The 24,879-nt window shown below is 60.3% G+C and carries 21 protein-coding genes and 1 riboswitch; of the genes, 9 read left to right on the forward strand and 12 right to left on the reverse strand.

Annotation, left to right across the window (positions count from 1 at the left end; all coding sequences use genetic code 11):
* Nucleotides 1-6: 6 nt before the first annotated feature.
* From napA to moaA, 4 genes are all read right to left on the reverse strand, one after another.
* The gene (napA, locus tag PG900_RS06095; protein WP_016350252.1) at nucleotides 7-2,496 is read right to left on the reverse strand and encodes a nitrate reductase catalytic subunit NapA; all 2,490 of its coding nucleotides are present in this window, start codon (nucleotides 2,494-2,496) and stop codon (nucleotides 7-9) included.
* Between the two features lie 148 nt (nucleotides 2,497-2,644).
* A complete protein-coding gene (locus PG900_RS06100; protein ID WP_270831087.1) occupies nucleotides 2,645-2,908 on the reverse strand; it encodes a chaperone NapD in 264 nt (87 codons plus the stop codon).
* Nucleotides 2,909-2,937: 29 nt separating this feature from the next.
* Nucleotides 2,938-3,447 carry a ferredoxin-type protein NapF gene (gene napF, locus PG900_RS06105; protein ID WP_011705479.1) on the reverse strand — a complete coding sequence of 170 codons (510 nt, stop codon included), beginning with the start codon at nucleotides 3,445-3,447 and terminating at the stop codon, nucleotides 2,938-2,940.
* Between the two features lie 249 nt (nucleotides 3,448-3,696).
* On the reverse strand, nucleotides 3,697-4,692 hold the full coding sequence (gene moaA / locus PG900_RS06110; RefSeq protein ID WP_041213764.1) for a GTP 3',8-cyclase MoaA: 996 nt from the start codon (nucleotides 4,690-4,692) through the stop codon (nucleotides 3,697-3,699).
* Nucleotides 4,680-4,819: riboswitch (molybdenum cofactor riboswitch) on the reverse strand. Its footprint overlaps the gene before it by 13 nt.
* A 79-nt stretch (nucleotides 4,820-4,898) precedes the next feature.
* Between moaA and narQ the strand changes: the two genes are divergently transcribed.
* The 3 genes from narQ (at nucleotide 4,899) to PG900_RS06125 (ending at nucleotide 7,929) form a co-directional block, all read left to right on the forward strand.
* Entirely contained in the window at nucleotides 4,899-6,611 is a 1,713-nt protein-coding gene (gene narQ, locus PG900_RS06115; RefSeq protein ID WP_016350249.1) for a nitrate/nitrite two-component system sensor histidine kinase NarQ, read from the forward strand.
* Nucleotides 6,611-7,249 (forward strand): two-component system response regulator NarL, encoded by a 639-nt coding sequence (narL, locus tag PG900_RS06120; RefSeq protein WP_011705476.1) that lies wholly within the window; start codon nucleotides 6,611-6,613, stop codon nucleotides 7,247-7,249. Before narQ ends, narL begins: the two co-directional genes overlap by 1 nt.
* Nucleotides 7,250-7,353: 104 nt before the next feature.
* Entirely contained in the window at nucleotides 7,354-7,929 is a 576-nt protein-coding gene (locus PG900_RS06125) for an LON peptidase substrate-binding domain-containing protein (protein ID WP_270831088.1), read from the forward strand.
* Between the two features lie 227 nt (nucleotides 7,930-8,156).
* Here PG900_RS06125 and PG900_RS06130 read toward each other — a convergent pair whose 3' ends face one another.
* Together PG900_RS06130 and PG900_RS06135 are read right to left on the reverse strand one after the other, a co-directional pair.
* The gene (locus PG900_RS06130; RefSeq protein WP_270831089.1) at nucleotides 8,157-10,253 is read right to left on the reverse strand and encodes an ATP-binding protein; all 2,097 of its coding nucleotides are present in this window, start codon (nucleotides 10,251-10,253) and stop codon (nucleotides 8,157-8,159) included.
* 18 nt (nucleotides 10,254-10,271) lie between these two features.
* Complete coding sequence (locus PG900_RS06135; RefSeq protein ID WP_029303435.1) at nucleotides 10,272-11,456, reverse strand: FIST signal transduction protein; 1,185 nt, start codon at nucleotides 11,454-11,456, stop codon at nucleotides 10,272-10,274.
* Between the two features lie 113 nt (nucleotides 11,457-11,569).
* Between PG900_RS06135 and PG900_RS06140 the strand changes: the two genes are divergently transcribed.
* Nucleotides 11,570-12,481 (forward strand): gluconeogenesis factor YvcK family protein, encoded by a 912-nt coding sequence (locus PG900_RS06140; protein WP_039213739.1) that lies wholly within the window; start codon nucleotides 11,570-11,572, stop codon nucleotides 12,479-12,481.
* 51 nt (nucleotides 12,482-12,532) lie between these two features.
* On the opposite strand, the gene PG900_RS06145 is transcribed toward PG900_RS06140, so the two are convergent.
* The 3 genes from PG900_RS06145 to lpcA all read right to left on the reverse strand — a co-directional run bounded on the left by PG900_RS06145 (nucleotide 12,533) and on the right by lpcA (nucleotide 14,674).
* Nucleotides 12,533-12,868, reverse strand: a complete 336-nt coding sequence (locus PG900_RS06145) for an Hpt domain-containing protein (RefSeq protein WP_270831090.1) — start codon at nucleotides 12,866-12,868, stop codon at nucleotides 12,533-12,535.
* 299 nt (nucleotides 12,869-13,167) lie between these two features.
* Nucleotides 13,168-13,956, reverse strand: coding sequence for a class II glutamine amidotransferase (locus PG900_RS06150; protein WP_270798506.1), 789 nt, complete (start codon nucleotides 13,954-13,956; stop codon nucleotides 13,168-13,170).
* A 139-nt stretch (nucleotides 13,957-14,095) separates the two neighbouring features.
* Nucleotides 14,096-14,674, reverse strand: coding sequence for a D-sedoheptulose 7-phosphate isomerase (gene lpcA, locus PG900_RS06155; RefSeq protein ID WP_011705469.1), 579 nt, complete (start codon nucleotides 14,672-14,674; stop codon nucleotides 14,096-14,098).
* A gap of 244 nt (nucleotides 14,675-14,918) precedes the next feature.
* Here lpcA and fadE point away from each other — a divergent pair, with 244 nt between their 5' ends.
* Complete coding sequence (gene fadE, locus PG900_RS06160; RefSeq protein ID WP_270798508.1) at nucleotides 14,919-17,375, forward strand: acyl-CoA dehydrogenase FadE; 2,457 nt, start codon at nucleotides 14,919-14,921, stop codon at nucleotides 17,373-17,375.
* Between the two features lie 165 nt (nucleotides 17,376-17,540).
* Entirely contained in the window at nucleotides 17,541-19,058 is a 1,518-nt protein-coding gene (locus tag PG900_RS06165) for an HD domain-containing phosphohydrolase (RefSeq protein ID WP_011705467.1), read from the forward strand.
* Between the two features lie 81 nt (nucleotides 19,059-19,139).
* On the opposite strand, the gene PG900_RS06170 is transcribed toward PG900_RS06165, so the two are convergent.
* Both PG900_RS06170 and dnaQ read right to left on the reverse strand, forming a co-directional pair.
* A complete protein-coding gene (locus PG900_RS06170; protein ID WP_270798511.1) occupies nucleotides 19,140-20,405 on the reverse strand; it encodes a TIGR03503 family protein in 1,266 nt (421 codons plus the stop codon).
* Nucleotides 20,402-21,136 carry a DNA polymerase III subunit epsilon gene (gene dnaQ, locus PG900_RS06175; RefSeq protein WP_011705465.1) on the reverse strand — a complete coding sequence of 245 codons (735 nt, stop codon included), beginning with the start codon at nucleotides 21,134-21,136 and terminating at the stop codon, nucleotides 20,402-20,404. Before dnaQ ends, PG900_RS06170 begins: the two co-directional genes overlap by 4 nt.
* 52 nt (nucleotides 21,137-21,188) lie before the next feature.
* Between dnaQ and rnhA the strand changes: the two genes are divergently transcribed.
* Nucleotides 21,189-21,653, forward strand: coding sequence for a ribonuclease HI (rnhA, locus tag PG900_RS06180; RefSeq protein WP_017409841.1), 465 nt, complete (start codon nucleotides 21,189-21,191; stop codon nucleotides 21,651-21,653).
* Here the strand turns inward: rnhA and PG900_RS06185 are convergent.
* Nucleotides 21,641-22,363: a class I SAM-dependent methyltransferase gene (locus PG900_RS06185; protein WP_016350242.1), complete on the reverse strand. Its 723-nt coding sequence runs from the start codon at nucleotides 22,361-22,363 to the stop codon at nucleotides 21,641-21,643. The genes rnhA and PG900_RS06185 overlap by 13 nt on opposite strands.
* Before the next feature lie 71 nt (nucleotides 22,364-22,434).
* Between PG900_RS06185 and gloB the strand changes: the two genes are divergently transcribed.
* A complete protein-coding gene (gene gloB, locus PG900_RS06190; RefSeq protein WP_029303442.1) occupies nucleotides 22,435-23,199 on the forward strand; it encodes a hydroxyacylglutathione hydrolase in 765 nt (254 codons plus the stop codon).
* A 70-nt stretch (nucleotides 23,200-23,269) separates the two neighbouring features.
* Nucleotides 23,270-24,817, forward strand: a complete 1,548-nt coding sequence (locus PG900_RS06195) for a LysM peptidoglycan-binding domain-containing protein (protein WP_029303443.1) — start codon at nucleotides 23,270-23,272, stop codon at nucleotides 24,815-24,817.
* The last annotated feature ends 62 nt before the right edge of the window (nucleotides 24,818-24,879 follow it).

Below are 24,879 nucleotides of genomic sequence, written 5' to 3' on the forward strand. Positions count from 1 at the left end.
CCCGCCTTATGCCTTGACGACCTTGACGGCGCACTTCTTGTAATCCGTCTCTTTGGAGAGCGGATCGGTGGCGTCCAGGGTCAGCTTGTTGACCAGCTGGCTCGCGTCGAAGAAGGGCATGAACACCAGTCCCTTGGGCGGACGGTTGCGACCGCGGGTCTCGACCCGGGTCTTCACCTCGCCCCGGCGGGAGGAGACGATCACCTCTTCACCACGGCGCACGCCACGGGCCTTGGCATCTTCCGGGTGCATGAACAGCACCGCATCCGGGAAGGCGCGATAGAGCTCGGGGACCCGGCGGGTCATGGTGCCGGTGTGCCAGTGCTCCAGCACGCGACCGGTCGAGAGCCACATGTCGTACTCTTTGTCCGGAGCTTCGGCAGCCGGCTCATAGGGCAGCGCGAAGATCACCGCCTTGCCGTCCGGCTTGCCGTAGAAACGCACCCCTTCGCCCGCTTTCACGTAAGGGTCGAACCCTTCGCGATAGCGCCACAGGGTCTCCTTGCCGTCCACCACCGGCCAGCGCAGGCCGCGGGCTTCGTGATACTGATCGAACGGCGCCAGATCGTGGCCATGGCCGCGACCGAAGGTGGCGTACTCTTCGAACAGCCCCTTCTGGACATAGAAACCAAAGTGCTCGGCCTCGTCGTTCAGCGCCCCCTTGCTCTGCTCTTTCGGGAACTGGTTGACCTGGCCGTTGGCATAGAGTACGTCGAACAGGGTCTTGCCCTTCACTTCCGGCATCTTGGCGATGAGTTCCGCCGGCCACACCTCTTCCACCTTGAAGCGCTTGGAGAACTCCATCAGCTGCCACAGGTCGGACTTGGCCCCTTCCGGCGGCTTGACCTGCTGGTGCCAGAACTGGGTACGGCGCTCGGCGTTGCCGTAGGCCCCCTCTTTCTCCACCCACATGGCGGTCGGCAGGATGAGGTCGGCCGCCTGGGCGGTCACGGTCGGATAAGGGTCGGACACCACGATGAAGTTGGCCGGGTTGCGATAACCGGGCAGCCCCTCTTCGTTCATATTCGGGCCGGCTTGCATGTTGTTGTTGCACATCACCCAGTAGGCGTTGAGCTTGCCGTCCTTGAGCATGCGGTTTTGCAGCACGGCGTGGTAGCCCACCTGCTCCGGGATGGTGCCTTCCGGCAACTTCCAGATCTTCTCGGCGATGGCGCGGTGCTTGGGTTCGGTCACCACCATGTCGGCCGGCAGACGGTGGGCGAAGGTACCCACTTCACGGGCAGTGCCGCAGGCGGAGGGCTGACCGGTCAGGGAGAACGGACCCGAGCCCGGGGTAGAGATCTTGCCGGTCAGCAGGTGGATGTTGTAGCAGAGGTTGTTGGCCCAGACACCGCGGGTATGCTGGTTGAAGCCCATGGTCCAGTAGGAGACCACCTTCTTGCTCGGATCGGCATAGAGCTGGGCCAGCTTCTCGAGCTTGTCCTTCGGCACGCCGGAGAGTTTGGAGACGGACTCCAGATCGTAATCCGCCACGAACTTGGCGAAGTCGTCGAAGCTCATCGGGGTGGAATCGCCGCTGTCCGGGTTCTTGGCCTTCTGCTGCAGCGGGTTGGTGGGACGCAGGCCGTAACCGATGTCGGTCACCCCTTTTCGGAACTGGGTGTGCTTGTTGACGAACTCCCAGTTCACCTTGTCGTTCTGGATGATGTAGTTGGCGATGTAGTTGAGGATCGCCAAGTCGGTCTGCGGGGTGAACACCATGCCGTTGTCCGCCAGCTCGAAGCTGCGGTGCTCGAAGGTGGAGAGCACGTGCACCTGCACATCCTGGTGGGACAGACGGCGATCGGAGATGCGCGACCAGAGAATGGGGTGCATCTCGGCCATGTTGGAGCCCCACAACACGAAGGCGTCGGCCTGCTCGATGTCGTCGTAGCAGCCCATGGGTTCATCCATGCCGAAGGTACGCATGAAGCCCACCACTGCGGAAGCCATGCAGTGACGGGCATTGGGATCCAGGTTGTTGGTGCGCAGACCAGCCTTCATCAGCTTGGCGGCGGCATAGCCTTCCCATACGGTCCACTGGCCGGAGCCGAACATGCCGACCGCGGTCGGTCCCTTCTCTTTGAGGGTGGCCTTGAACTTCTCGGCCATGATGTCGAAGGCCTGATCCCAGCTGATGGGGGCGAAGTTGCCGTTCTTGTCGAACTTGCCGTCCGTCATGCGCAGCATGGGCTGGGTCAGCCTGTCCTGGCCATACATGATCTTGGACAGGAAGTAACCCTTGATGCAGTTAAGGCCGCGGTTGACCGGTGCATCGGGATCGCCCTGGGTCGCCACGACGCGCCCATCCTGGGAACCCACCAGCACGGAACAGCCGGTACCGCAGAAACGGCACGGTGCCTTGTCCCAGGTGATGGCGGTCTTGTCGGTACTGGTGATCAGATTGGCCGCCAGCGTAGGGGCACTGACACCAGCAACGGCAGCGGCTGCCGCCACCGCGTTGGCCTTCATAAAGTCGCGTCGACTCAGCTTCATGGCATATCCTCACATTGCTTATCGCGTAAGTTGTCGAGTGTATCGAACTGGTTTTGGCTCAGGGCGGCGAACTCGTACCCCGGCATCGCTTTATCTTTGCATCCATGGCGGCCATTACGATGAGTCACGCAGGCTCGGCCTCATGGCGCTACTCCTTGCTCTGGGCCTCGAGCTCATCAAACTGGTGGTAAATCAGGGCGGCGGACAAGACGCCCGGCATCGCATTGATGGCGTCGATGGCCGCCATGATGGGACGCTGGCTCGGACCTTCCAGGGTCACCACCAGCTTGCCCTCATCACTGACGGCATGGAGCTCGGCCCCCTCGAGGGTCGCGATCTCGTCTGCGAGCTGGTGACGCAAGGAGGGCTGGGTCAGCACCACCAGGCTCGATACATGGAACTCTTGTTTCATTGTGACTCCTGCTTCACACAGATCCTGCTTCATCTGGACTCCTCGCCAGCGGGTGCCCCCACCCGGATGCTGCCCACCGGACAATCCATCACGCAGGCACCGCAACCGGTGCAGGCTGCAGCATCGATGCTGGGGGTCGGCACCCGGCCCAGCACGGGGGAGAAACGGATCGCCCGGGGCTCGCAGCTGTCCTGGCAGCGCTGGCAGAATACCTGGCCATGGGCCAGACAGTTGGCTTCAATATGGGCGATGTATTGCCAGGGTGCCTCCGTGGTCGGGCGAAATATCGGCACTTTGCAAGCGGCGACACATTCCCCGCAAAAAGTGCACTCGCCACGCAGAAAATCCACGCTCGGAAAACCACCGTCGCCCTTGACCAGGATCTGTTCCGGGCAAGCCGTGAGGCAGTCACCGCAGCGGGTGCAATCGGCGGCAAAATCGGACCAAGCGACGGACCAGGGCAGTTGCACCCGAGGCTCATTCGATGTCAGACGACCCCGAAACAGACTGCGACGTGACAGGTTGACCCCATCCGGCATAACGGCTCCTTGCTGCTGGTAATGGCGCACGAGTGAGTCCCATGACAGGTATTTTCAATACCTATTATAAGAGTGGGTGTATATTGCGGCCCTGACAAGTTCAGGGATATACCACCAGGGAGATAATCAGGGGGGATTCTTGCGCTGGATCAAACCCTTGGCGCAATAAAGAACAATGGGGGCAAGGCAAAATACCCCCATTTGAGGATTGCTTATTAATCGATGGCTATTTTTGTCGGCTGCCGTGGATCAGCCGCCGATGGAGGCCAGATGCGGGGTCATGCCGGCATTGCCTTCGTGCAGTCGATGGGTCGCCGCCTTGCCGGCAAGGGCGCTGCGGATCCGCTGCTGCAATTCATCCTGCTGGTCGTCGGCCGTCAACAGATCCCGCAGCTCCACCCCGTGATCGCCGAACAGACAGAGGTGCAGCTTGCCGAGGGAAGAGACCCGCAGCCGGTTGCAACCGGCACAGAAATCCTTGCTGTAGGGCATGATGAGCCCGACCCCACCCATCGACTCCGGGTGCATGAACACCTGGGCGGGGCCATCGTCGGCACCGCGCAGCTGCTGCAGCCAACCGGCATCGAGCAGACGCTGCTTGATGAGCGCCCCGCTGGCGTGATGATCGCGAAACAGGGTATCCATCTCGCCGGTCTGCATCAGCTCGATGAAGCGCAGCTCGATGGGCTTGTGCCGGATCCAGGCCAGAAACGCATCCAGCTGATGATCGTTGAGCCCCTTGAGCAGCACGGCATTGATCTTGACCGACTTGAAGCCGGCGACCAGCGCCGCTTCGATGCCATCCATCACCTCCGCCAGCTTGTTCTCACCGGTGATCTGGTGAAACTGGCGTGGATCCAGGCTGTCGACACTGACGTTGAGGGCGGTCAGGCCCGCATCGAACCACTCCTGGGCTCGCTCTTTCAAACGATAACCATTGGTGGTCATGGCCACCTTCTCGATGCCGGGGGTATTGGCCACCGTCTCTATGATGGCGGTGAAGTCCCGGCGCAGGGAGGGCTCCCCGCCGGTCAGGCGCACCTTGCGGGTGCCCATGGCGGCAAATCCGGACACGACGCGGCGGATCTCTTCCAGAGAGAGAAAGGGCTGACGCCCCGCCTTGTCACCGGCCGGTGGGCGGTAACCATCGGGCAGGCAGTAGGTACAGCGAAAATTGCACACGTCGGTGATCGACAGGCGCAAATAGTAGAAACGACGGGAAAAACCATCTTGCAGTGGCGACATAAACACCTTTCCAAATACGGGAGGCCAGGGCATTTCTTTCCTGACCCTTACAGCTCGAACATCGGCTGACGGCGGTTTCCCCCTATCATGAGGACTTAGGCAAAACCGCTCGGAGTTCATCTAGTTTTTCGATGCTAGCACAAGTTGGAGTACACTCCCATGCTACTTTGTGGGGTTATTGTCTGAAGTCGAGGAAGAGAGCCGGCATGGGAAAGTGGTTCAAGGTACATTCGGTCAGCAGCGCCATCGGACGCTCCATGGTGCTCATCCTGTTCATGGCAAGCCTGATCGCCGTGGTAGCCATGGTGACCCTGTTCTATTCGGTGCCCGACGCCAAGGCGATCAACCTCTCCGGCTCCCTGCGGATGCAGGCCTACCGCATGGCCTACGAGATTGAACAGGGCCAGCAGGTGCTGAGCCGGCTCGATCAGTTCGAGCAGACCCTGCACGCCGCCGAACTGCAGGAGACCCAGCGCTGGATCACTCCCGCCTCCCTGCGTCGCACCTATGGCGAGGTGCTGCAGCAGTGGCAGGTGATGCGCGAACACATCGAGAACGCCACCCCACGGCGCTACACCGACAACACCGAGCAGTTCGTCGCGGCCATCGACGACTTCGTCAACCAGATGCAGTACCACGTGGAGTTCAAGGTGCGCATGCTGGCGCTGGCCGAAGGGCTGGGGCTGCTCTCCATCATCACCATCGCCTGGTTCACGGTGCGCTTTACCCGCCAGCAGGTGGTGGCTCCGCTCAACCAGCTGGTCTATTGCGCCCGCCAGATCCAGCGCCAGGAGTTCGACCTGACCCTGCCCCCCCACTGTGAAAACGAGCTGGGGGAGCTGTCGGGGGCTTTCGTCACCATGGCCGACGAACTCGGCAAGCTCTACCGGGAGCTGGAGAGCAAGGTTGAAGAGAAGACCGCCAAGCTGCAGCAGGCCAACGACACCCTCTCCTTCCTCTACAGCACCGCCCAGAAGCTGCACGCGGCGCCGCTGAGCCGGCGTACCCTGCTCAAGCTGCTGGAGCGGGCGGCGGCCCACCAGCACATCGACTATATCCGGCTGACCCGCTTCGAGCACAATGCCATGCCGGACTACATCACCGGCCGCAAGGGCTGGCCCGGCGATCTGGATGCCGTGGTCAGCTTCTATCTGCAGATGGACGAGCAGGAGTATGGCCGGCTCGACGTCATCAGCAGCCACCCCATCGACGAGCGGCTGATGAAAAACTTCTCCATGCTGCTGGCCCAGGTGCTGCACAAGGATCAGACCCTGCTGCAACACCAGCGCCTGCTGCTGATGGAAGAGCGGGCCGTCATCGCCCGCGAGCTGCACGACTCGTTGGCCCAGGCCCTCTCCTATCTCAAAATCCAGTCCACTCTGCTCAAGCGCTCCTTCGCCAAAGGGGATACGGTCAAAGCCGAAGCCGCCATGCAGCAGATCGACGAGGGGCTTGGCAGCGCCTATACCCAGTTGCGCGAACTGCTCGGCACCTTCCGTCTCAGCATTGGCGACGCCAACCTCGGTGAAGCCATCAAGGTGATGCTGGAGCAGCTCAAGCCGCAGACCCAGGCCGACATCAGGCTCCATTACGGTCTGGCCGATACCGATCTCGAAGCCGGTCAGCACATCCACATCTTGCAGCTGATCCGTGAGGCAGTGCTCAATGCCATCAAACATGCCAGTGCGCAAGTGATTGATGTTAGCTGTGAGACCCTCGCCGATGGTAACATCCAGGTTCAGATTTCAGATGATGGTGTCGGAATAGGGATCGCAAGCTCGGCGGTCAACCACTATGGCCTGAGCATCATGAACGAGCGTGCCAGCAAGCTGCATGGTCTGCTGACCATCAGCGAAAGGCCGCCCAGAGGCACCTGCGTACATCTGACCTTTCCCACCAGCCTAACAAGAGATGCCTGATGGACGAGATGAAATATAGTGTTCTGGTCGTGGATGACCATCCCCTCATGCGCAAAGGGATTGTGCAGCTGCTGGCCCTGGAGGAGAACATCGAAGTCGTCGGTGAAGCTTCCAACGGTACCGATGCCGTCGCCATGGCCAAGGAGTCCGAACCGGATCTGATCCTGCTCGACCTCAACATGAAAGGCCTCTCCGGTCTGGACACCCTCAAGGCGCTGCGCACCGAGGAAGTGACCTCCCGGGTGGTGATCCTGACCGTTTCCGACGCCCGTCAGGACGTGGTGGCGCTGCTCAAGGCCGGCGCCGACGGCTACCTGCTCAAGGATACCGAGCCAGAGATGCTGCTGGCCCAGCTGGCGGACGTGATGACCGGCAAACAGATCCTGAGCGAGCCGCTGCGTCCCTACCTCGAGAACATCTACGAGCTGGATCATCTGCAGCAGAAGCTGGAGAGCTTAACGCGTCGCGAAATGCAAATCCTGCGCGAAATTGCAAAGGGCCTCTCCAACAAACAGGTCGCCTCCGTGCTCCATATTTCCGAAGGCACGGTCAAGGTACACGTCAAGAGCCTGCTCAAGAAGCTCGAGGCGCAAAGCCGCGTGGAAGCTGCTGTCATGTACCTGGAGCAGCGCAACTAAACGCCATCCCATCCAGCAAAAAGCCACCTTCCGGTGGCTTTTTTCATTCTCTGGCACAGTCGCTGCATTGTCCTATTCAGCAACTACTCAATGGAGGATGGAACATGAAACTTCAACCCTTGGCACTGTTCCCCTTGCCTTCCCACATACTGCCTGGTGGCAAGCTTCCTCTGCGTTTGTTTGAACCGCGCCACCTGCAGATGCTCAAAGAGTCATTCATCGATGACCAGGGCTTCGGCATCGTGATGGAAGAAGCGACGACGACTGGCAAGTCCGGGCGGATCCTGCCGGTCGGCACCCGGGTCAAAGTCACCGACTTTTACACCCTGAATGACGGCCTGCTCGGCGTCACCGTACTCGGCATGGAACGTTTCTGCATCCACGAGATGGAAACGGACGAGCAGGGTCTGCGCCGGGCCAGAGTCGAAGCCCTGCCCAACTGGCCGAGCACCCATTCAGACTTCAGCGACAAGCCGCTGGTGACCCGGCTGCGGGAAGTGTTTGAACAGTATCCGGAACTGGATGAACTTTACCCGGACAAGCAGTTTGACGATGCGGCTTGGCTCTGCCAACGCTGGCTCGAAATCCTGCCGATGCCGATCTATGAAAAGCAGATGTTGATTGCCAAACAAAATAGCGAAGCGGCCCGTCAATTCTTGCGCCGACTGATCGCACAGTGAGTCAGAGGTGTATTGCAAAATGCGAATATTCCGATAATGAAAAAAAGAATTTCGCATTTTGCAAATAAAGTGCCCAATAGAAATCAATAACAGCGCTGCAAGCCGCATAAACTGGTTCTGAAAAGTTGGCACGACTTTTTCATATAGAATCGTACAACCCGATTTATCCCGTGCTCTCTTCAGTATTTGCTGAAGAATTGGTCAACCACCTAGGTTGACCATTTTTTTTAGCTGCGATCCGGCGCTGCGGGCTGAAAATGGCGTTGCAGGCACTCCCGCAGCCGCATCAGGCTTATCGGTTTGGCCAGAAAATCATCCATCCCCTGGGCCAGGCAACGAGCCCTGTCTTCCGCCATGGCGTTGGCCGTCAGCGCCACGATGGGCACGCTACAACCCAGTTCTCGCAGACGCCGGGTCGCCTCCAGTCCATCCATCTGCGGCATCCGCATGTCCATCAGGATGAGATCCGGCCGTTGCTCCGCCACCTGGGCCAGCGCCTCCAGCCCGTTGGCCGCGACTCTGACCCGGCTCACCAGCTTTTGCAGCATGAGCGATACCACCAGCTGATTGACCGGACTGTCTTCCACCACCAGCACATCCAGATCCTGAATCGGCTGCTGATCCGGCTCGGGCCGGCTGCTGCACTCACATGGCAGCGCCATGCCCGGCAAATCAAACCAGAAGCAGCTCCCCTCACCGGGGGCACTGCGCAACTGAATGCTGCCGCCCATCAACTCCACCAGCCGCTTGCTGATGGCCAGCCCCAGCCCGGTGCCCGAGAAACGGCGGGTGGCCGAACTGTCGACCTGAGAGAAGGGTTCGAACAGCAGCGCCTGATCCTCGGCCGAGATACCGATCCCGCTGTCGGTCACCGAGACCCTCAACTGCTGCTCATGCCAGCTCAGTTGCAGCAATACGCTGCCACGACTGGTGAACTTCACCGCATTGCCGAGCAGGTTGCTGATCACCTGGGAGAGGCGCACCGGGTCCCCCTGCAGCTGGGCGGGTACGGCGTCATCCACCCGCCAACGCAGCTCGATACCCTTGCTGCCCGCCTGCGCCAGCAGCGGCTCGATGAGGGACTGACAAAGCTGGGCCGGTTGCAGCGTCTCGCAGTGAAACTCCAGGGTATGGGATTCAATCTTCGAGAAATCGAGCACGTCGTCGATGATGGTCTGCAAGAGACGCGCGGCATGGGTGGCGTGGCCCAGCAGCGTCTGTTGCTGGGGTTCGAGCTGGGCGTGTTGCAGCAGATCCAGCATGCCCAGCACCGCGTTCATGGGAGAGCGGATCTCGTGGGTCATCATGGCCAGAAACTGCGACTTGGCACGGTTGGCCGCTTCCGCTTCGTCCCGCGCCCTGGCCAGCTCTTGCTCACGGCGGATCTGGTTGCCCACATCCCGCGCCGTGCCGCGATAACCGATGAAGACGCCGGCCGCATCAAAACAGGGCTCGGCGTTGATCTCCATCCAGCGCGGCCCCTTGGCCAGGCTGACCTGGGCCCGCACCGCCCGCACCGGCAGGTGCAGACCGATGAGCCGGCGATACTTGCCCCATTCGGGGTCGCGCCTGTCATGAGCGTAATCGTAGAGACTCTGGCCGGGTTGATGCACCAGCATATCCCCCTGCTGGCCGGGGGCCGATACATAGCTCAGCCGGTGCTCGGTATCCGTCTCCCAGAACCAGTCGGACGCCATGCCGGCAAAGCTGCGAAAACGCTGTTCGCCCGCTTGCAGCGCCAGCGTTTTCAGCTCGACCTGTTCCTGCAGGCGGGCTCGATAGGCGATGTTGACCAGCGCCTGGGAGATGAGCGGACGGCAGCGCTGCATGGCCGCCTTGCTCTTGAGATCGAAGGTCCCCATCACGGCGTGACGGCAGATGAGCACGCCGGAAAAACCGGGAGCGCGCAAGCCCGTCATCATGACGCTGGCCCAGCCCGCCACATCGGCCAGCGGCGCCAGTTCCGGCAACTGGGTCGGATCATAGATGACCAAGGTCTCTCCCTCGATGGCACGAGAGAACAGCGGGGTCAGCTGCCAGCTGCGCCCCACTTCACCATCCTGGGTGCTGAGGTGGGTGATGCCGCCTTCTCCTTCCCAGGCCACCACATCCGCATGTTCGAAGCCGATGAAGGGCTTGAGCACCTGAATGAGGCTGTCCAGCACCTGCTCCAGCGTCTGGGCATCGGCCAGCGTCGCCACCCCGCACAACAGGGTTTGCGACTCCTGGCGGTATTTGGCCTCGCGTTCCCGGCAACGCACCAGCTCCACCAAGGTGGTCTGCAGCTTGTCGCCGAGGGCTTCCAGTTCCGTGTTACCTATCATCTTGTTTCCAGCGCAATGTCAGCTGTCGAGGAAGATCACGCTCGAGACCATCAGGTTACCGTGCGCCAGCTCACCATGGGGCAGGCGGCCCTGCTCGCCGAAGGTGAACGGGGTGATGAAGGGGATATCCCCCAGCCGGGTATGAAATTGATCGACAAATTGGCATAAGCTATCACCAAGAGCCAAGCGACAACCAGCACAAAAAATCACAAGGGCGCCAAACGGCTGCATCTCGGTGGCCATGCCGTACTCGGGTTCGATGCGGGTTGCATTCAGACTGCGTTGCAGCAAGCCCTCCTGACTGCTGTACATCAGCAGCAACCGCTCCCCGACCTGAGTATCGGTAAAGAGGCGCAATCCGCCACCTTCTGTCACGGCTTCCGGGTGGGAGAGCTTGTAATAGGGCATGTCATCCAGGGTGCCAACCTGTCTGGCCAGCGGTGACAGGGTGGTCTCCCGCAGGATGGGACCCACCGGCCAGGGGGTTGTCCGTCCGCTCCAGCGAGCGTAGACCTCGGCCGCCGGCTCATGATCGATGGTGAGGATCTCCCGTCCCGACAGGGCCGTAATGGTGCCGCGATATTCGGTGGGGACATAGCCGGAGTGAAACTGGAACGCCAGCTGGCAATCGGGATAGAGCACGGCCAGTGCGACGCCCTCGCGGGTACTGCCCTCATCCCAGCACAGCTGCCAGTCACCGCTGACGCTGTTGTCGGCGGCGGAGCCCCCGACAACCGGGACCGTCGTGCCCAGCTCGGCTTCGATGCTCTCCAGCATCGCCTCCTCCTGGCCCGGGCTGGCATGCAGCAAGATGAGTTGTGGCAGCTCGCCGGGGCGCCCCCCGTCGGCGATGGCACTGCGCAGCAGCTGGCGCACATCCACCGCATCCCCCGCCTGGCCCGCCACGCCGTAGGCTCCCTTGTCATCGTAGATGGCCGCCACTGCCAGACCGATCCCCTGGCGGGCATGATGGCCGGTCTGGGTCATGACCCCGCCACAGGAGCTGCAACCTATCATCCGAGACGACGGGAACTGCTGTTTGAAGTGATGGCGCAGTTCCTCGGCATCGTGAGCCTGAGTAAAATAGACCAGTAACAGCGAAGGGGAATGAGGTGATTGAGCGAGCAGCCGCTCACTGACCTGCCGGGCAGCCAGCAGGGAAGTCTCTTCAAGAGAGTGAGCCGTCAGGAAGTTCAACACCATCTCCTAGTTGTTCATGATGCTGGGGGTAAGCAAAAATCATACCTTAATCAAACAATTATCCCGTCTTATCGATTAGAATCACATTCAATTGAGCCCAACCACAGGAAAACGGCATGTGGCAGAAGAACATCAATGATTTTGACCGGGTCGTCGCCATCGGTGGCGGCCACGGCATGGGCCGTGTGCTCTCTTCACTCTCGTTTCTGGGATCGCGCCTGACCGGCATCGTCACCACCACCGACGATGGCGGCTCTACCGGACGACTGCGCAAGAGCCAGGAGTGTATCGCCTGGGGGGATCTGCGCAACTGCCTTAATCAACTGGTGACCGATCCCAGTATCGGCAGCCTGCTGTTCGAATATCGGTTCGCCGGTCGCGGTGAACTGGCGGGCCACAACCTCGGCAATCTGATGCTGCTGGCGCTCGACAACCTCTGCGTACGCCCTCTTGATGCTATCAAGCTCATCAGCGACATGCTGAAAATAGAGTCACAATTGCTACCCATGTCTGAATTTCCCACCGACCTGTGCGCCCACACGGCCTGTGGCAATCAGATACTGGGGGAAGTCTCCATCGATCAGCTCGACACCCCGCCGCTCTCCCTCAGCCTGAGTCCGGAGGTACCGGCCACCCGCGAGGCGGTGCAGGCATTGGCACAGGCCGACATGATCATCCTCGGCCCCGGCAGCTTTCTTACCTCCATCATGCCGCCCCTGCTGCTGGCTGAGGTGGCCCAGGCCATCAACGAGAGTGATGCCATGCTGGTGTTCATCTGCAATCTGGTCGCCGAAAACGGTCCTGCCAGCCAGCTCAGCCTGCACAACCAATGGCGCTGGCTGGAATCACGGGTCGGAGCGGGTCGGGTCGATGCCATTCTGGCACCCGCGGGGGAATACCCGGCAGAGCTGGCTGGCCGATTGATCCTGGCCGAGCTGGGTGAGGCCGCCCTTCCCCATCGGCACGATCGCCTGAAATTGAAGCTGGCACTGGACAGGGTTATCCAGCAACTGGTTAATCAACGCTAATGGGCGGGTAGAGGATGGCAAGTCCGGCGCCCATGCGCCGGCTGCAGGGGCTCAGTGATAGTTGGCGAGGTGGGAGAGCACCTGGGGCAGGGATTGCTCCAGCTCGGCCAGCAAACGGGAGACTTGCTCGTCGTCTTCATGTTTGCAGGCTTGTTCCAGCGCCACCACCTGCTGGTAACTGAGCTGGGCACCATAGCTGCCGCAGGAGGACTTCATGCTGTGGGCAAGCCGGGCCAGTGCGGGCCAGTCCTGCTGTTCATAGAGCGGGCGCAGCTGGGCAAGCTGTTCCCCCACCTCTTCGATGAAGACCGAGATCACCACCGGCATCATCTCCTGGCCGATGTCTTCCGCCAGCTGTCGCAACACCTTCTGATCCAGCCACTCCATTCCGTCATCCTCCTGATGGTATTCAAACAGACCATACTATAGATGCCCGGCACGACTCAGTCACCTTTCATTGCCGTCAGAAAATCGAACTCAAACGGGACGTGAATGAGAAAAGTGTGATCAGGATCGCCTAACCAGACAATAGATGGCCGAGTTGCAACATAAATGTTGCCATGAAATTAACAATTAAATAACAATAGCGACCGTGAGAATGATGCGACTCAGCAACACCTCTCTCATCCCTTTTGCCTGTATGGCTGCTGCGAAGAACCAGGGTAGGATTCTACCCTGGTATTTTTTTATCTCTGGATCAGCTGATTGGCACCAACCCGCTCACCCAGCCGAAACAGACTGAACTCGCCCGGCGCCATTTTTACCCAGTCTTCATTACCGGTCAGCGGCCGGGTCGCAATCAGGGTCACCACATCGTCCGGTGTCGTCTCGCTCTGAAAGTCGATGGCGACATCTTCATCCAGCAGACGGGCCTCCCCGAACGGGGCTCGCCGGGTCAGCCAGTAGAGGTTGTTGCTGCAGTAGGTCATCACGAACTCCCCATCCGACAGCAACATGTTGAATACCCCCAGGCCGCGCAGCTCGTCGCACAGGGTCGCCAGGTAGCGAAACATGGCGGGGAAGTTGGCAGGGCGTCGGGGATATTTCTGTTCCAGCCGATCGAGCAGCCAGCAGAAGGCGTGCTCGCTGTCGGTGTCGCCCACCGGTCGATGGCGGCCGGTGGCCAACCCTTTGTAACCCGTCAACTGGCCATTGTGGGCAAAGGTCCAGTAACGGCCCCATAGCTCGCGGGTAAATGGATGGGTATTCTCCAGCGAGACGCAGCCGCGGTTGGCCTGCCGAATATGGCTGACCACGGCGCGGCTCTTGATGGGCAGCGCCTGCACCAGCCTGGCAATCGGCGACTGGGCGCTGGGCTCGGGATCCTTGAAGGTACGAAAGCCTTTCCCTTCGTAAAAAGTGATGCCCCAGCCATCCTTGTGAGGCCCGGTCTTGCCGCCGCGCAGCATCAGGCCGGTGAAGCTGAAGCAGATATCGGTCGGCACATTGGCACTCATGCCGAGCAGTTCGCACATAGGCTGCGGGCTCCTTGCTTACTTGACCATCTCATTGCCAATCGGCCGGCTCAGCCTGCGCTGACACCGGCCGCTTGCGCAAGATCCCGCCGGGACACGGCCAGACAAGGCACGACTATCCCGGCTCGAGACCCCTGCCTTACTTGGCCATCTCTTTTTCGACCAGCTGGATCAGGATATGGATCACCTTGATGTGCACTTCCTGAATGCGGTCGGCGTAACCAAAGTGCGGCACCCGGATCTCGACATCGGCCAGACCGGCCATCTTGCCGCCGTCCTTGCCGGTCAGCGCAATCACCTTCATGCCTTTGGCGTGGGCAGCCTCGATGGCTTTCAGGATATTGCCGGAGTTGCCGCTGGTGGAGATACCGAGCAGCACGTCACCGCGACGGCCGACTGCCTCTACGTAGCGAGAGAAGACGTAGTCATAGCCAAAGTCGTTGGACACACAGGAGAGGTGGCTGGGATCAGAGATGGCGATACCGGCATAACCGGGGCGGTTCTCGCGATAACGGCCGGTCAGCTCTTCGGCAAAGTGCATGGCGTCGCAGTGGGAACCACCGTTGCCACAGGAGAGTACCTTGCCTTCCTGCTTGAAGGAGTCAGCGAGCAGCTTGGCGGCCGCTTCGATGTCCTTGAGATTTTGCTCATCTGCCAGGAACGCCTGGAGCACGCTGGCAGCTTCGGTCAATTCATTGCGGATCAGTTCTTGGTACATGATGTCTCTTCCAAAATATGGGCCGCGCCATTGTCGCACAAGCCAATCCCGGAGTCGCCCCCTGCCCGTCACGCGCCCCTCTGCAGGACGTTATGCCGATCACAGAGCCAAGGTAACAAGCTTGTAAACAGCTTGATAAGTTTGTGCGTATGAATTACAACAGGGACCATATCCAACAGGTCAGACCTCTGGATCAGTTCAACCATATTCACCCAACTTCGGCAACTCATGCAAGGAGCGAAAAATGACGACGACCCTCACTCTGCTCGGAGTGATCCTGGTGATCGGCGCCATGGCTTATCGCCGGGCGTCTCTGTTCACCTCCACGCTTGCCACTGCGGCAGCCCTGATTGTCGGCACCCTCTATGGCCACGTCCCCCTGCTGGTCTGGGCGCTGTTTGCCGTGATCGCCATCCCCCTCAACCTGGTGGATTTTCGTCGCAACCAGCTGACCAAGCCGCTGTTCAAACTCTACAAATCCATCATGCCGGAGATGTCCCGCACCGAGAAAGAGGCCATTGAAGCGGGCACCACCTGGTGGGAAGCAGACCTGTTTGCCGGCAACCCGAACTGGAAGAAGCTGCACGCCATTCCGGTCAGCACGCTGTCTGCCGAAGAACAGGCGTTTATGGACGGTCCGGTTGAAGAAGTGTGCCGCATGGTCAACGACTGGGAAGTGACCCACGAGCGAGCCGACCTCTCTCCCGAAGTGTGGCAATACCTGAAGGACCACAAGTTCTTCGCCATGATCATCAAGAAGAAATATGGCGGGCTGGAATTCTCCGCCTATGCCCAATCCTGCGTGCTGCAAAAGCTGTGCGGCGCCAGCGCCGTGCTCGCCTCCACCGTTGGCGTGCCCAACTCGCTGGGCCCGGGTGAGCTGCTGCAACACTATGGCACCGACGAGCAGAAGAATTACTACCTGCCCCGTCTGGCGGTCGGCAAAGAGATCCCCTGCTTCGCCCTGACCAGTCCCGAAGCGGGTTCAGACGCCGGCTCCATCCCCGACTTCGGCATCATTGCCAAGGGTGAATGGGAAGGAGAAGAGGTGCTCGGCATGCGCCTCACCTGGAACAAGCGTTACATCACCCTCGCCCCCATCGCGACCGTGCTGGGTCTGGCCTTCAAACTGCGCGACCCGGATCACCTGCTGGGTGACGAAGAAGAGCTTGGCATCACCTGCGCCCTCATTCCGACCCACATCAAGGGAGTCGACATCGGCCGCCGCCACTTCCCGCTCAACGTGCCGTTCCAGAACGGCCCGACCCGCGGCAAGGACGTGTTCGTCCCGCTCGACTTCATCATCGGCGGCCCGGCCATGGCTGGCCAGGGCTGGCGCATGCTGGTGGAGTGTCTGTCGGTCGGACGCGGCATCACTCTGCCCTCCAACAGCACCGGCGGCGTCAAGATGCTGGCCTTGGCGACCGGCGCCTACAGCCGTATCCGTCGCCAGTTCAAGCTGCCTATCGGCAAGATGGAAGGGATTGAAGAGCCGCTGGCCCGTCTCGGTGGCAACGCCTACATCATGGGGGCCGCCGCCAACCTGACCGTGACCGGCATCGACCTGGGCGAGAAACCCTCGGTCATCTCTGCCATCGTCAAATATCACCTCACCGACCGCGCCCAGAAGTGCATCATCGATGCTATGGACATCCACGGTGGCAAGGCCATCTGCATGGGCCCCAACAACTATCTGGCCCGCGGCTATCAGGGTGCCCCCATCGCCGTCACGGTAGAAGGGGCCAACATCCTGACCCGCAGCATGATCATCTACGGTCAGGGCGCCATCCGCTGCCACCCGTACGTGCTGCCGGAGATGCTGGCCGCCAGCCACCCGGATCAGGAACAGGCCCTCAAGGACTTCGACAAGGCGATGTTCAGCCACGTCGGCTTTGCCATCAGCAATCTGGTGCGCAGCTTCTGCTTAGGGTTAACCGGAGCCCGCTTCGCCGCCGCGCCGTTCAAGGATCAGACCAAGGGCTACTACCAGCAGCTCTCCCGCCTCTCTGCCAACCTGGCCTTCCTGTCAGACATGGCGATGGGCACCCTGGGGGGCGAGCTCAAGCGCAAGGAGCGGGTCTCCGCCCGTCTTGGCGACGTGCTGAGCCAGCTCTATCTGGCCTCCAGTGCCCTCAAGCGCTATCAGGATGAGGGTCGTCAGCACGCCGACCTGCCGCTGCTGCACTGGGCACTGCAAGATGCCCTGTTCAAGGCGCAGGAAGCTATCGACGAATTGCTGCGCAACTTCCCGAATCGCTGGATTGGCTTGGCTCTGCGCGTCATCGTGCTGCCGCTGGGTCGCGACCTGAAGCGCCCGAGCGACAAGCTGGACAGCCAGGTCGCCCGCCTGCTGCAAACTCCGAGTGAAGCCCGCAGCCGTCTGGCCCAGGGGCAGTATCTCACCCGCGAAGAGGGCAACCCCTTCGGCCTGCTGGAGCAGGCGCTGGACGACGTGCTCTCTGCCGAGCCGCTGTTTGAGAAAGTATGCAAGGCTGACGGCATCAAGCGTCCGTTTATGCAACTGGACAAGGTGGCAGAGATCGGCCTAGCGCAGGGAGTTCTCAACCAGACCGAAGCGGACCTGCTGCGCCGCGCCGAAGAGAGCCGCCTGCGCACCATCAACGTCGATGATTTTGATCCCATCGACCTGGTGGCCAACAAAGCGCTGTTCGAGCCATCGGCCTATCACAGAGCCGCCTGACAGACACATAGATAGTCAAACGCCTCCCATGTGGAGGCGTTTTTTAGGGGGCCGGAACAGGATGACGACAAAGAGATTTCACAGATCAAATTTTATTTCTCAATAAGTTTCCTATCCTTAGTGAAGCAGTTAATGTAAGCACAGGATCCCAAACAGGATTGCATGATGGATGACCAAATCCTGATTATTGACGATGACGATCTGCCCCTTCTCGATGACCAGCAGGCTGGATGGAAGGTGATGATTGTGGACGATGAACCCGAGGTTCATCGCATCACCAAGATCACCCTGAGCAAGTTTGAATTCGATAATAGACCCATTGAATTTTTGCATGCTTATTCAGCCGCCCAGGCCAGGGAGTTGCTCGCCAAGACCCCGGACGTAGCACTGCTGCTGCTGGACGTGGTCATGGAGGTCGATCACGCCGGCCTCGATGTGGTCAAATTCGTGCGCGAGGATCTGCAAAACAAGATGGTGCGCATCGTACTGCGCACCGGCCAACCCGGTCAGGCCCCGGAAGATGACGTGGTCACCAACTACGACATCAACGACTACAAGGACAAGACCGAGCTCACCTCCCAGAAGCTGCGCACCCTGCTGCGGGCCAGCCTGCGTTCATATCGCGATATTCGCACGCTGGAGAGCAATCGCCAGGGACTGGAAAAAGTCATTGAGGCCTCCAAGGGGATCTTCGAGAAACGGGCGCTGCGCCAGTTTGTCGAAGGCGCTCAGGAACAGCTCGGGGCCCTGCTCAGCCTGGAAGAGTCGCAAATCTACGACGTGAAGCAGTTCGCCTACGAAGTGCGGGATCAAATTCTGGAGCCCCTGCTGCCGGGCCACCCGTCACTGCGACTGGCGGATGCCCCCTCTATTCTGCGCCAGGCCATGGCCAATCGTGCCAACGTCTATGATGGCAACCAGATGGTGCTCTACTGCCAGAACCCCCGTCATCACCTGCTGTTTCATATCGAGACCACTCGTCAGCTCAGCCAGATGGACATGGGGCTGCTCAGCCTGTTTACCGAAAACATCATAGTGGCGCTGGAGAACATCCGGCTCAACGAGGTCATCGCCGACAACCAGCGCGAGATCATCTATCGGATCGGCGAGCTGGTGGAGACCCGCTCCAAGGAGTCCGGCCTGCACGTGAAACGGGTCGCCCTCTACACCGAACTGTTCTGCCAGCTGCTTGGCATGAGCGAGGAGCAGAGCGAGCTCATCAAACGCGCCTCCCCGCTGCACGACATCGGCAAGGTGGGCATCCCGGATGCCATCCTCCACAAACCGGGCAAGCTGACCCCCGAGGAGTGGGAGATCATGAAGACCCACGCCCAGCTGGGACAAGACATGCTCTCCGGCAGCGATCTGGCGCTGTTCCAGATTGGCGCGACCATCGCCGGCAACCACCATGAAAAGTGGAATGGCAGCGGCTATCCCCGTGGCCTCAAGGGTGATGCCATTCCGTTGGAAGGGCGGGTGGTGGCGCTGGCCGATGTGTTTGATGCGCTCGGCTCGGATCGCTGCTACAAGAAGGCCTGGCCGCTGGACAAGGTACTGGCGCTGATCCAGGAAGAGAAAGGTCAGCACTTCGATCCCCAGTTGGTAGAATTGATGCTGGCCAACCTCGACAAATTCCTCGAGATCCGCGATCAACACAAGGACATCTACGTCGGGGAACATTGATGCTGAAAGGTTGTAGCTAACCCGTCTGCCCATGAATAACAAAGCCGCCGTGATGGGCGGCTTTTTCATGCGGTTGCCCGGTTATTGTTCGGGCAGGTTCAGATCCAGTTTGGCTTCCGGCTTGGCGCTTTCGCTCTCGGCCTTCTGCGCCGCCATCGCTTTTTTCAGTGCCCGCCGCTTTTGCAGCAAGATGAAACCGATGCCGCCCAGCAAGACCAGCAGGATGCCGACTCCACCCAACAGCCAGATCAGCCAGCCGCTGCTCTGTTTTTCCTCGAATTTCACCTGGTTGGGCACTGCCGCCGAGGTTTCAGAAGCCGCAGAGGCCGCCGATGGCTCAGCCGCAAGCACCGGGAAGATATTGAACGATTTCACCGGCAGCGTGACCTGGATCTCGCGGCCCAGCCGGGTCGTGCCAAACAGGGTGGCGTTCACCTCATACTGGCCGACCTCCTTGATGGCGGAGAGATCCACTTCCACCCGGGGTTCGGTCGCCACCGCATTGAACGCCATGCTGGCTCCCACCGTGTTGGTCGCCTTACCTTCAATTACCACGGAGGCCGGATCCAGCTCATCGGCATCGATCAGGAAGGAGAGCTTGGCGCCAAACTCCTGCGAGGGAGGCGCCAGGGTATAGTTGACCGGCAACGGGTAGATCAGCACGTCCTGATAGCGAGCGCGGGAGAACACCTGATTGCCCGTGCTATACATGGCCCGGTATTTTCCCGCAGCCACATCCAGCACCGCCTCGGCGGTCATGATGCCGTCACCCGGCACCTCGTCGAGCCCCTTGCCATCGTCACGATAGTGGCCGAGCACTTCGTTAACGATGGGCTCATCCTCCTGCTTGGCGTCGTTGAAACGCTGCAATCGCACCGTCATGCCAAGGTCGGTGAGGTAATAGCCCGCCTTGGGCGGTGCATCGTCGATCAGCAGCCAGGACTTGAGCTTGACCCTTTCCCCCTGATAGAGCTGGGTCGGCAGTTGATCGGTTTCCAGCCTGATGTTCGACAGCAGGCGCACCCGGTTGTCCGGGTCCACCTCGCCGATGGCCTGCCAGGGGCCTGGCATGGGATCACGGATGGTGATGAGATCCTGATCCTTGAGCGCCAGCCAGCCCACATCGGGGGGCGTCACCTTGCCCACATAGAGCTTGCTGCCGTCCGGACGCACCAGGATCACCGACGGGGTGCCCGGCTTGCGCGTCACGATGAAGGTGATCTCTTTCACCCCGTAATCAATGCGAAAGCGATTGTCGAGCAGGGGAATGTCGGAGGGGGCAAACACCTCGTTGGCCGAGGCCGTCAGCGAGGCCAATAACAGCAGGCCGCCCCATAGCTTGCTCATTGCCGCCACAGGCAGGCTCCTCCCTTTTTCTGCACCAGATCCAGCCGCGCCTCGTGCACCGCCTCAATCTCGGCGCTGGCACGGATCACCTTGAGCGGTGGGCGATTGCTCTCCAGCCGGCGGATGCTGGTGTCCTGGTTGCTCTCATTCTCACTGCTCTCGGTAGCCAGATTCAACTTGGTCTGGCCACCCGTCATCAGCAGGTAGACGTCCGCCAGGATCTCCGCATCGAGCAAAGCCCCGTGCAGGGTACGGTGCGAGTTGTCGATGCCGTAGCGATCGCACAGCACGTCGAGGTTGTTGCGCTTGCCGGGGAACAGGTCCCGCGCCATCGCCAGAGTATCCGTGATACCGCAGATGTCGGCAGTCTTGAAATTGAGGCCGAGCTTGCCGAACTCATAGTCCATGAAGCTCACGTCAAACGGCGCGTTGTGGGCAATCAGCTCGGCACCGCGGATGAACTCGATGAACTCGTCGGCGATCTGGCTGAACGACGGCTTGTCACGCAGGAACTCGTCGGTGATGCCGTGAACCTGGATGGCCTCGGGGTCCACCAGCCGATCCGGCTTGATGTAGACATGGAAGTGGTTACCGGTCAGCTTGCGGTTGATCACCTCCACACAGCCGATCTCGATGATGCGGTGTCCCAGATAGACGGGGCCACCGGCGGTGTTCATACCTGTGGTTTCAGTATCCAGAATGATCTGGCGATTCAGTTGGGGTGTGTTCATGATCCAATCTATGTCAAACTTCGGCTTTACCCGCTAGTTTACCCCAAGACTCATGCTAAAAAAGATCGATTTGTATACGGATGGTTCCTGTCTCGGCAACCCGGGCCCTGGCGGCTATGGTGCCGTCATGGTCTATGGCAAGCACCGCAAGGAGCTCGCCGCCGGTTTTCGCCTCACCACCAACAACCGGATGGAGCTGATGGCCGCCATCATGGGGCTGCGCACCCTGAACGAGCCCTGCCAGGTCAGACTCACCACCGACAGCCAGTATGTGCGCCAGGGGATCACCCAGTGGATCATCGGCTGGAAGAAGAAAGGATGGGTGACAGCCAGCCGCCAGCCGGTCAAGAACGTCGATCTCTGGCAGGCATTGGATGCGGAAGTGGCGCGCCATCAGATCGAATGGCTCTGGGTCAAGGGGCACTCCGGTCACCCGGAAAACGAACGCTGTGACGAGCTGGCCCGCGAGGCCGCCAGCGGCAAACAGCTGGCCGAGGATACCGGCTACCAACCCTGACGCGCCATGCCCGGCGTCGCAATCGACTCGGGCAAGCGCCAGCGGCGGCGTACCGGCGTCAACGGAAAGCGCCGCTTGCGCGCCGCTATCACGTAAACGGACGCAAACGGCCTGCAATAATCCCGCCCCACACTCTCCCGCCACCAGCCTATTCGGCTCTGCTTGCCCATGAACGAGTAGCCAAAGCGCTCGTCAAACATCACTTCACACCCGAGCAGCTGCAGCCAGTCGGTGACCCGCGCCGGAGTGAACATGCGGGCCGACCAGGGCAGATGTTGACGCAGGAAAGGCAGGCAGTGGCCGATACCGACCAGGCTGAGCGGATTGTAGCCGCTGACGATAAGCCATCCATCGTCGGTCAGCACCCGCTCCGCCTCGCGCAGCACCTGATGCGGGTCGGGTGAAAAGTCGAGACAGTGGGCCAGCAGGCAGGCATCCACGCTGCCGGTGCGCACCGGCAAGGCCAGTGGGTCGCCCTTGAGATCCAGCAATCTGCCGCTGGGGGCGACCCCTATCTGGTGGCGAATGGAAGAGCAGCCGCAGGAGAGTTCGGCGCTCAGTGCCCCGACTTTAAGCAGATGATAACCAAACAGATGTGGACACCAGCTGTCGAGCCGTTCCTGGATCTCGGCCGCTACCCAGTCCCCCATGGGCAGTGCCGACCAGCTGGTCGGGATCTCGATTTGTTGTTCGGTACGTGCCACCTGCATAATAGGGCTCAACTTGGGGTTCGAACGCCATCCAGTTATATAAGATACCCTCCATAAAGAGAAGCAGACTCATGTATCCAGTGATCACAGTTCCTGCCTTTAACGACAACTACATCTGGTTGATCCGACACGAAAATCACTGCCTGGTCGTCGACCCGGGCGATGCCGAACCCGTGCTGGAGCGACTGGCTGCACTGGAGCTGCAGCTCGACGCGATCCTGCTGACCCATCACCACCACGATCATGTGGGAGGCGTCACCGCCCTGCTCGGCCACTTTCCCCACGCCAGACTCTATGGCCCCAAACTTGACCCTATGCCTGCTCATCACGGCCAGTGGCTCGATGACGGGGATCAGATCAACTGGCATGGGCTGAGTCTCGAGGTGATCCATGTGCCCGGCCATACCCATGGCCACATCGCCTATTACGGCCATGGCATGCTGTTTTGTGGCGATACCCTCTTCAGTGCCGGTTGCGGCCGCCTGTTCGAAGGTACCCCGGCCCAGATGCACGCCTCATTGCAGCGACTCGCCACCCTGCCCGACGATACCCTCATTTATTGTGCCCATGAGTACACCCTCTCCAACCTGCGTTTCGCCTACGCGGTCGAGCCGGACAACCAGGCGATCCAGCAGCGGATTGGACTGATCAGCAAGCTGCGCCAGCAGGGTCTGCCGAGTCTGCCCTCACGGCTGGGGGATGAGCGGGAGTTCAACGTTTTTCTGCGATGCGAACAGGATTCCGTGAAATTTTCTGCTGAGAAACACGCCTTAAAATGCTTGGAAAATCCAGAGGATACCTTCACCGTGCTGCGATCCTGGAAGGACGTTTTTTGAACAAACCTTGATCAGGGGGCCATTGCCCCTTATGATGCGAGCTGTTTTTCCTAAAGATGACCTGAGCGAGATGAAGGTACGAACGGCCTTATTGGCGGCGCTGTTTCTCAGCGGCTGCCAAAACCTGAGCCATCAGGATGACCGGGCGCTAACGGCAATCGAGCCGATCAAGTCCCCCCAAGTCAACAAAAAAGCGTATAAAAAACATTCGGCGCGCTTCCTGTTCGGAGACGAACAGATCGACGAACTGGATGACACCGATAACCTGTGGGTGCGTATCAGCGATGATATGCAGTTTGATCCGCAGGAGAACGACCGTGTCCGCCAGCAGCGTGATTGGTTGTTGCGCAATGATAAGCATCTGGCGACCATTGCCAGCCGGGCTGAGCCCTACCTGTATCTGATGGTAGAGGAAATCGAACGGCGTGAGCTGCCAATGGAGCTTATTACCATCCCCATGATCGAGAGCATGTTCGATCCCCACGCCCGTTCCCGCAGCAATGCGGTGGGTCTGTGGCAGTTCGTTCCTGCGACCGGCAAGAACTTCGGCCTGCGCCACGACAACTGGTACGACGGCCGCCGCGATGTACTGGCCTCCACCAATGCCGCGCTGGATTATCTGGAGTACCTGAACCGTTTCTTCGACGGCGACTGGCTGCAGACGCTGGCGGCTTACAATGCCGGTGAAGGACGGGTGCGCAACGCCATCACCCGCAATCAGAAGGCAGGCCGACCAACCGACTACTGGTCACTCGATCTGCCCCGCGAAACCCGGATGTATGTGCCCAAGATCCTGGCCATGGCCGACATGATCCGCAATGCGGACAAGTACAATGTCACCCTGCCGGTACTGGCCAACAAGCCTCAGCTGCGGGTGGTCAACACCGGCGGCCAGATCGATCTGAACGTGGCAGCCCAGCTGGCAGGCCTGCGTCCGGCTCAGCTGAAAGAGGTCAATCCGGCCCTGACGCGCTGGTCGACCTCACCCAAGGGGCCCTATCGCCTGCTGGTACCGGTCGAGTATGCCGATACCCTGGAGCTGGCCCTGGCCGATCTGCCCCAGAGCGAGCGCATCCGCACCCGCTCCTATCAGGTCACCAGCGGCGACACCCTCTCCCGCATCGCCCAGAATCACGGGGTGAGCGTGCAGCAGCTCAAGCTGGCCAACAACCTGAGTGGCAACCACCTGCGCCGTGGCCAGACCCTGATGATCCCGACCAGCGGCAGCAAGCCGGCGGTCAGTCAGAGTGCCCAGAGCAAGCCACAGCAGCTCGCCAGCCGCAGTGCCGGCAAGATCCAGTACAAGGTGCGTGCCGGTGACAATCTGTGGAGCATCAGCCAGGCGCACGGGGTCACCCATGACGAGCTGGCCAAGTGGAATGGTCTCAATGCCAAGTCGGCCTTGAAGCCTGGCATGAAGCTGGTGGTCTGGCCCAAGCAGGGCAAGAGCAGCAACAAGTCCATGGTCTATCAGGTACGCCGCGGTGATTCCCTCTCCTCCATCGCCGCCCGTTTTCAGGTTGCCGTGATGGATGTGATGCGCTGGAACCAGCTGGGCAAGAGCGATTACCTCAAGCCGGGTCAGGAGCTGACCCTGTTCGTGAAGAACAACAGCTGATCGTTCATCACTGCATAAAAAAATACCCCGCCAAAAGCGGGGTATTTTTTTATCTGGCACAG

Origin of the sequence: Aeromonas sp. QDB03 (assembly GCF_027707985.1) — a bacterium.
Taxonomy (GTDB): domain Bacteria; phylum Pseudomonadota; class Gammaproteobacteria; order Enterobacterales; family Aeromonadaceae; genus Aeromonas; species Aeromonas hydrophila.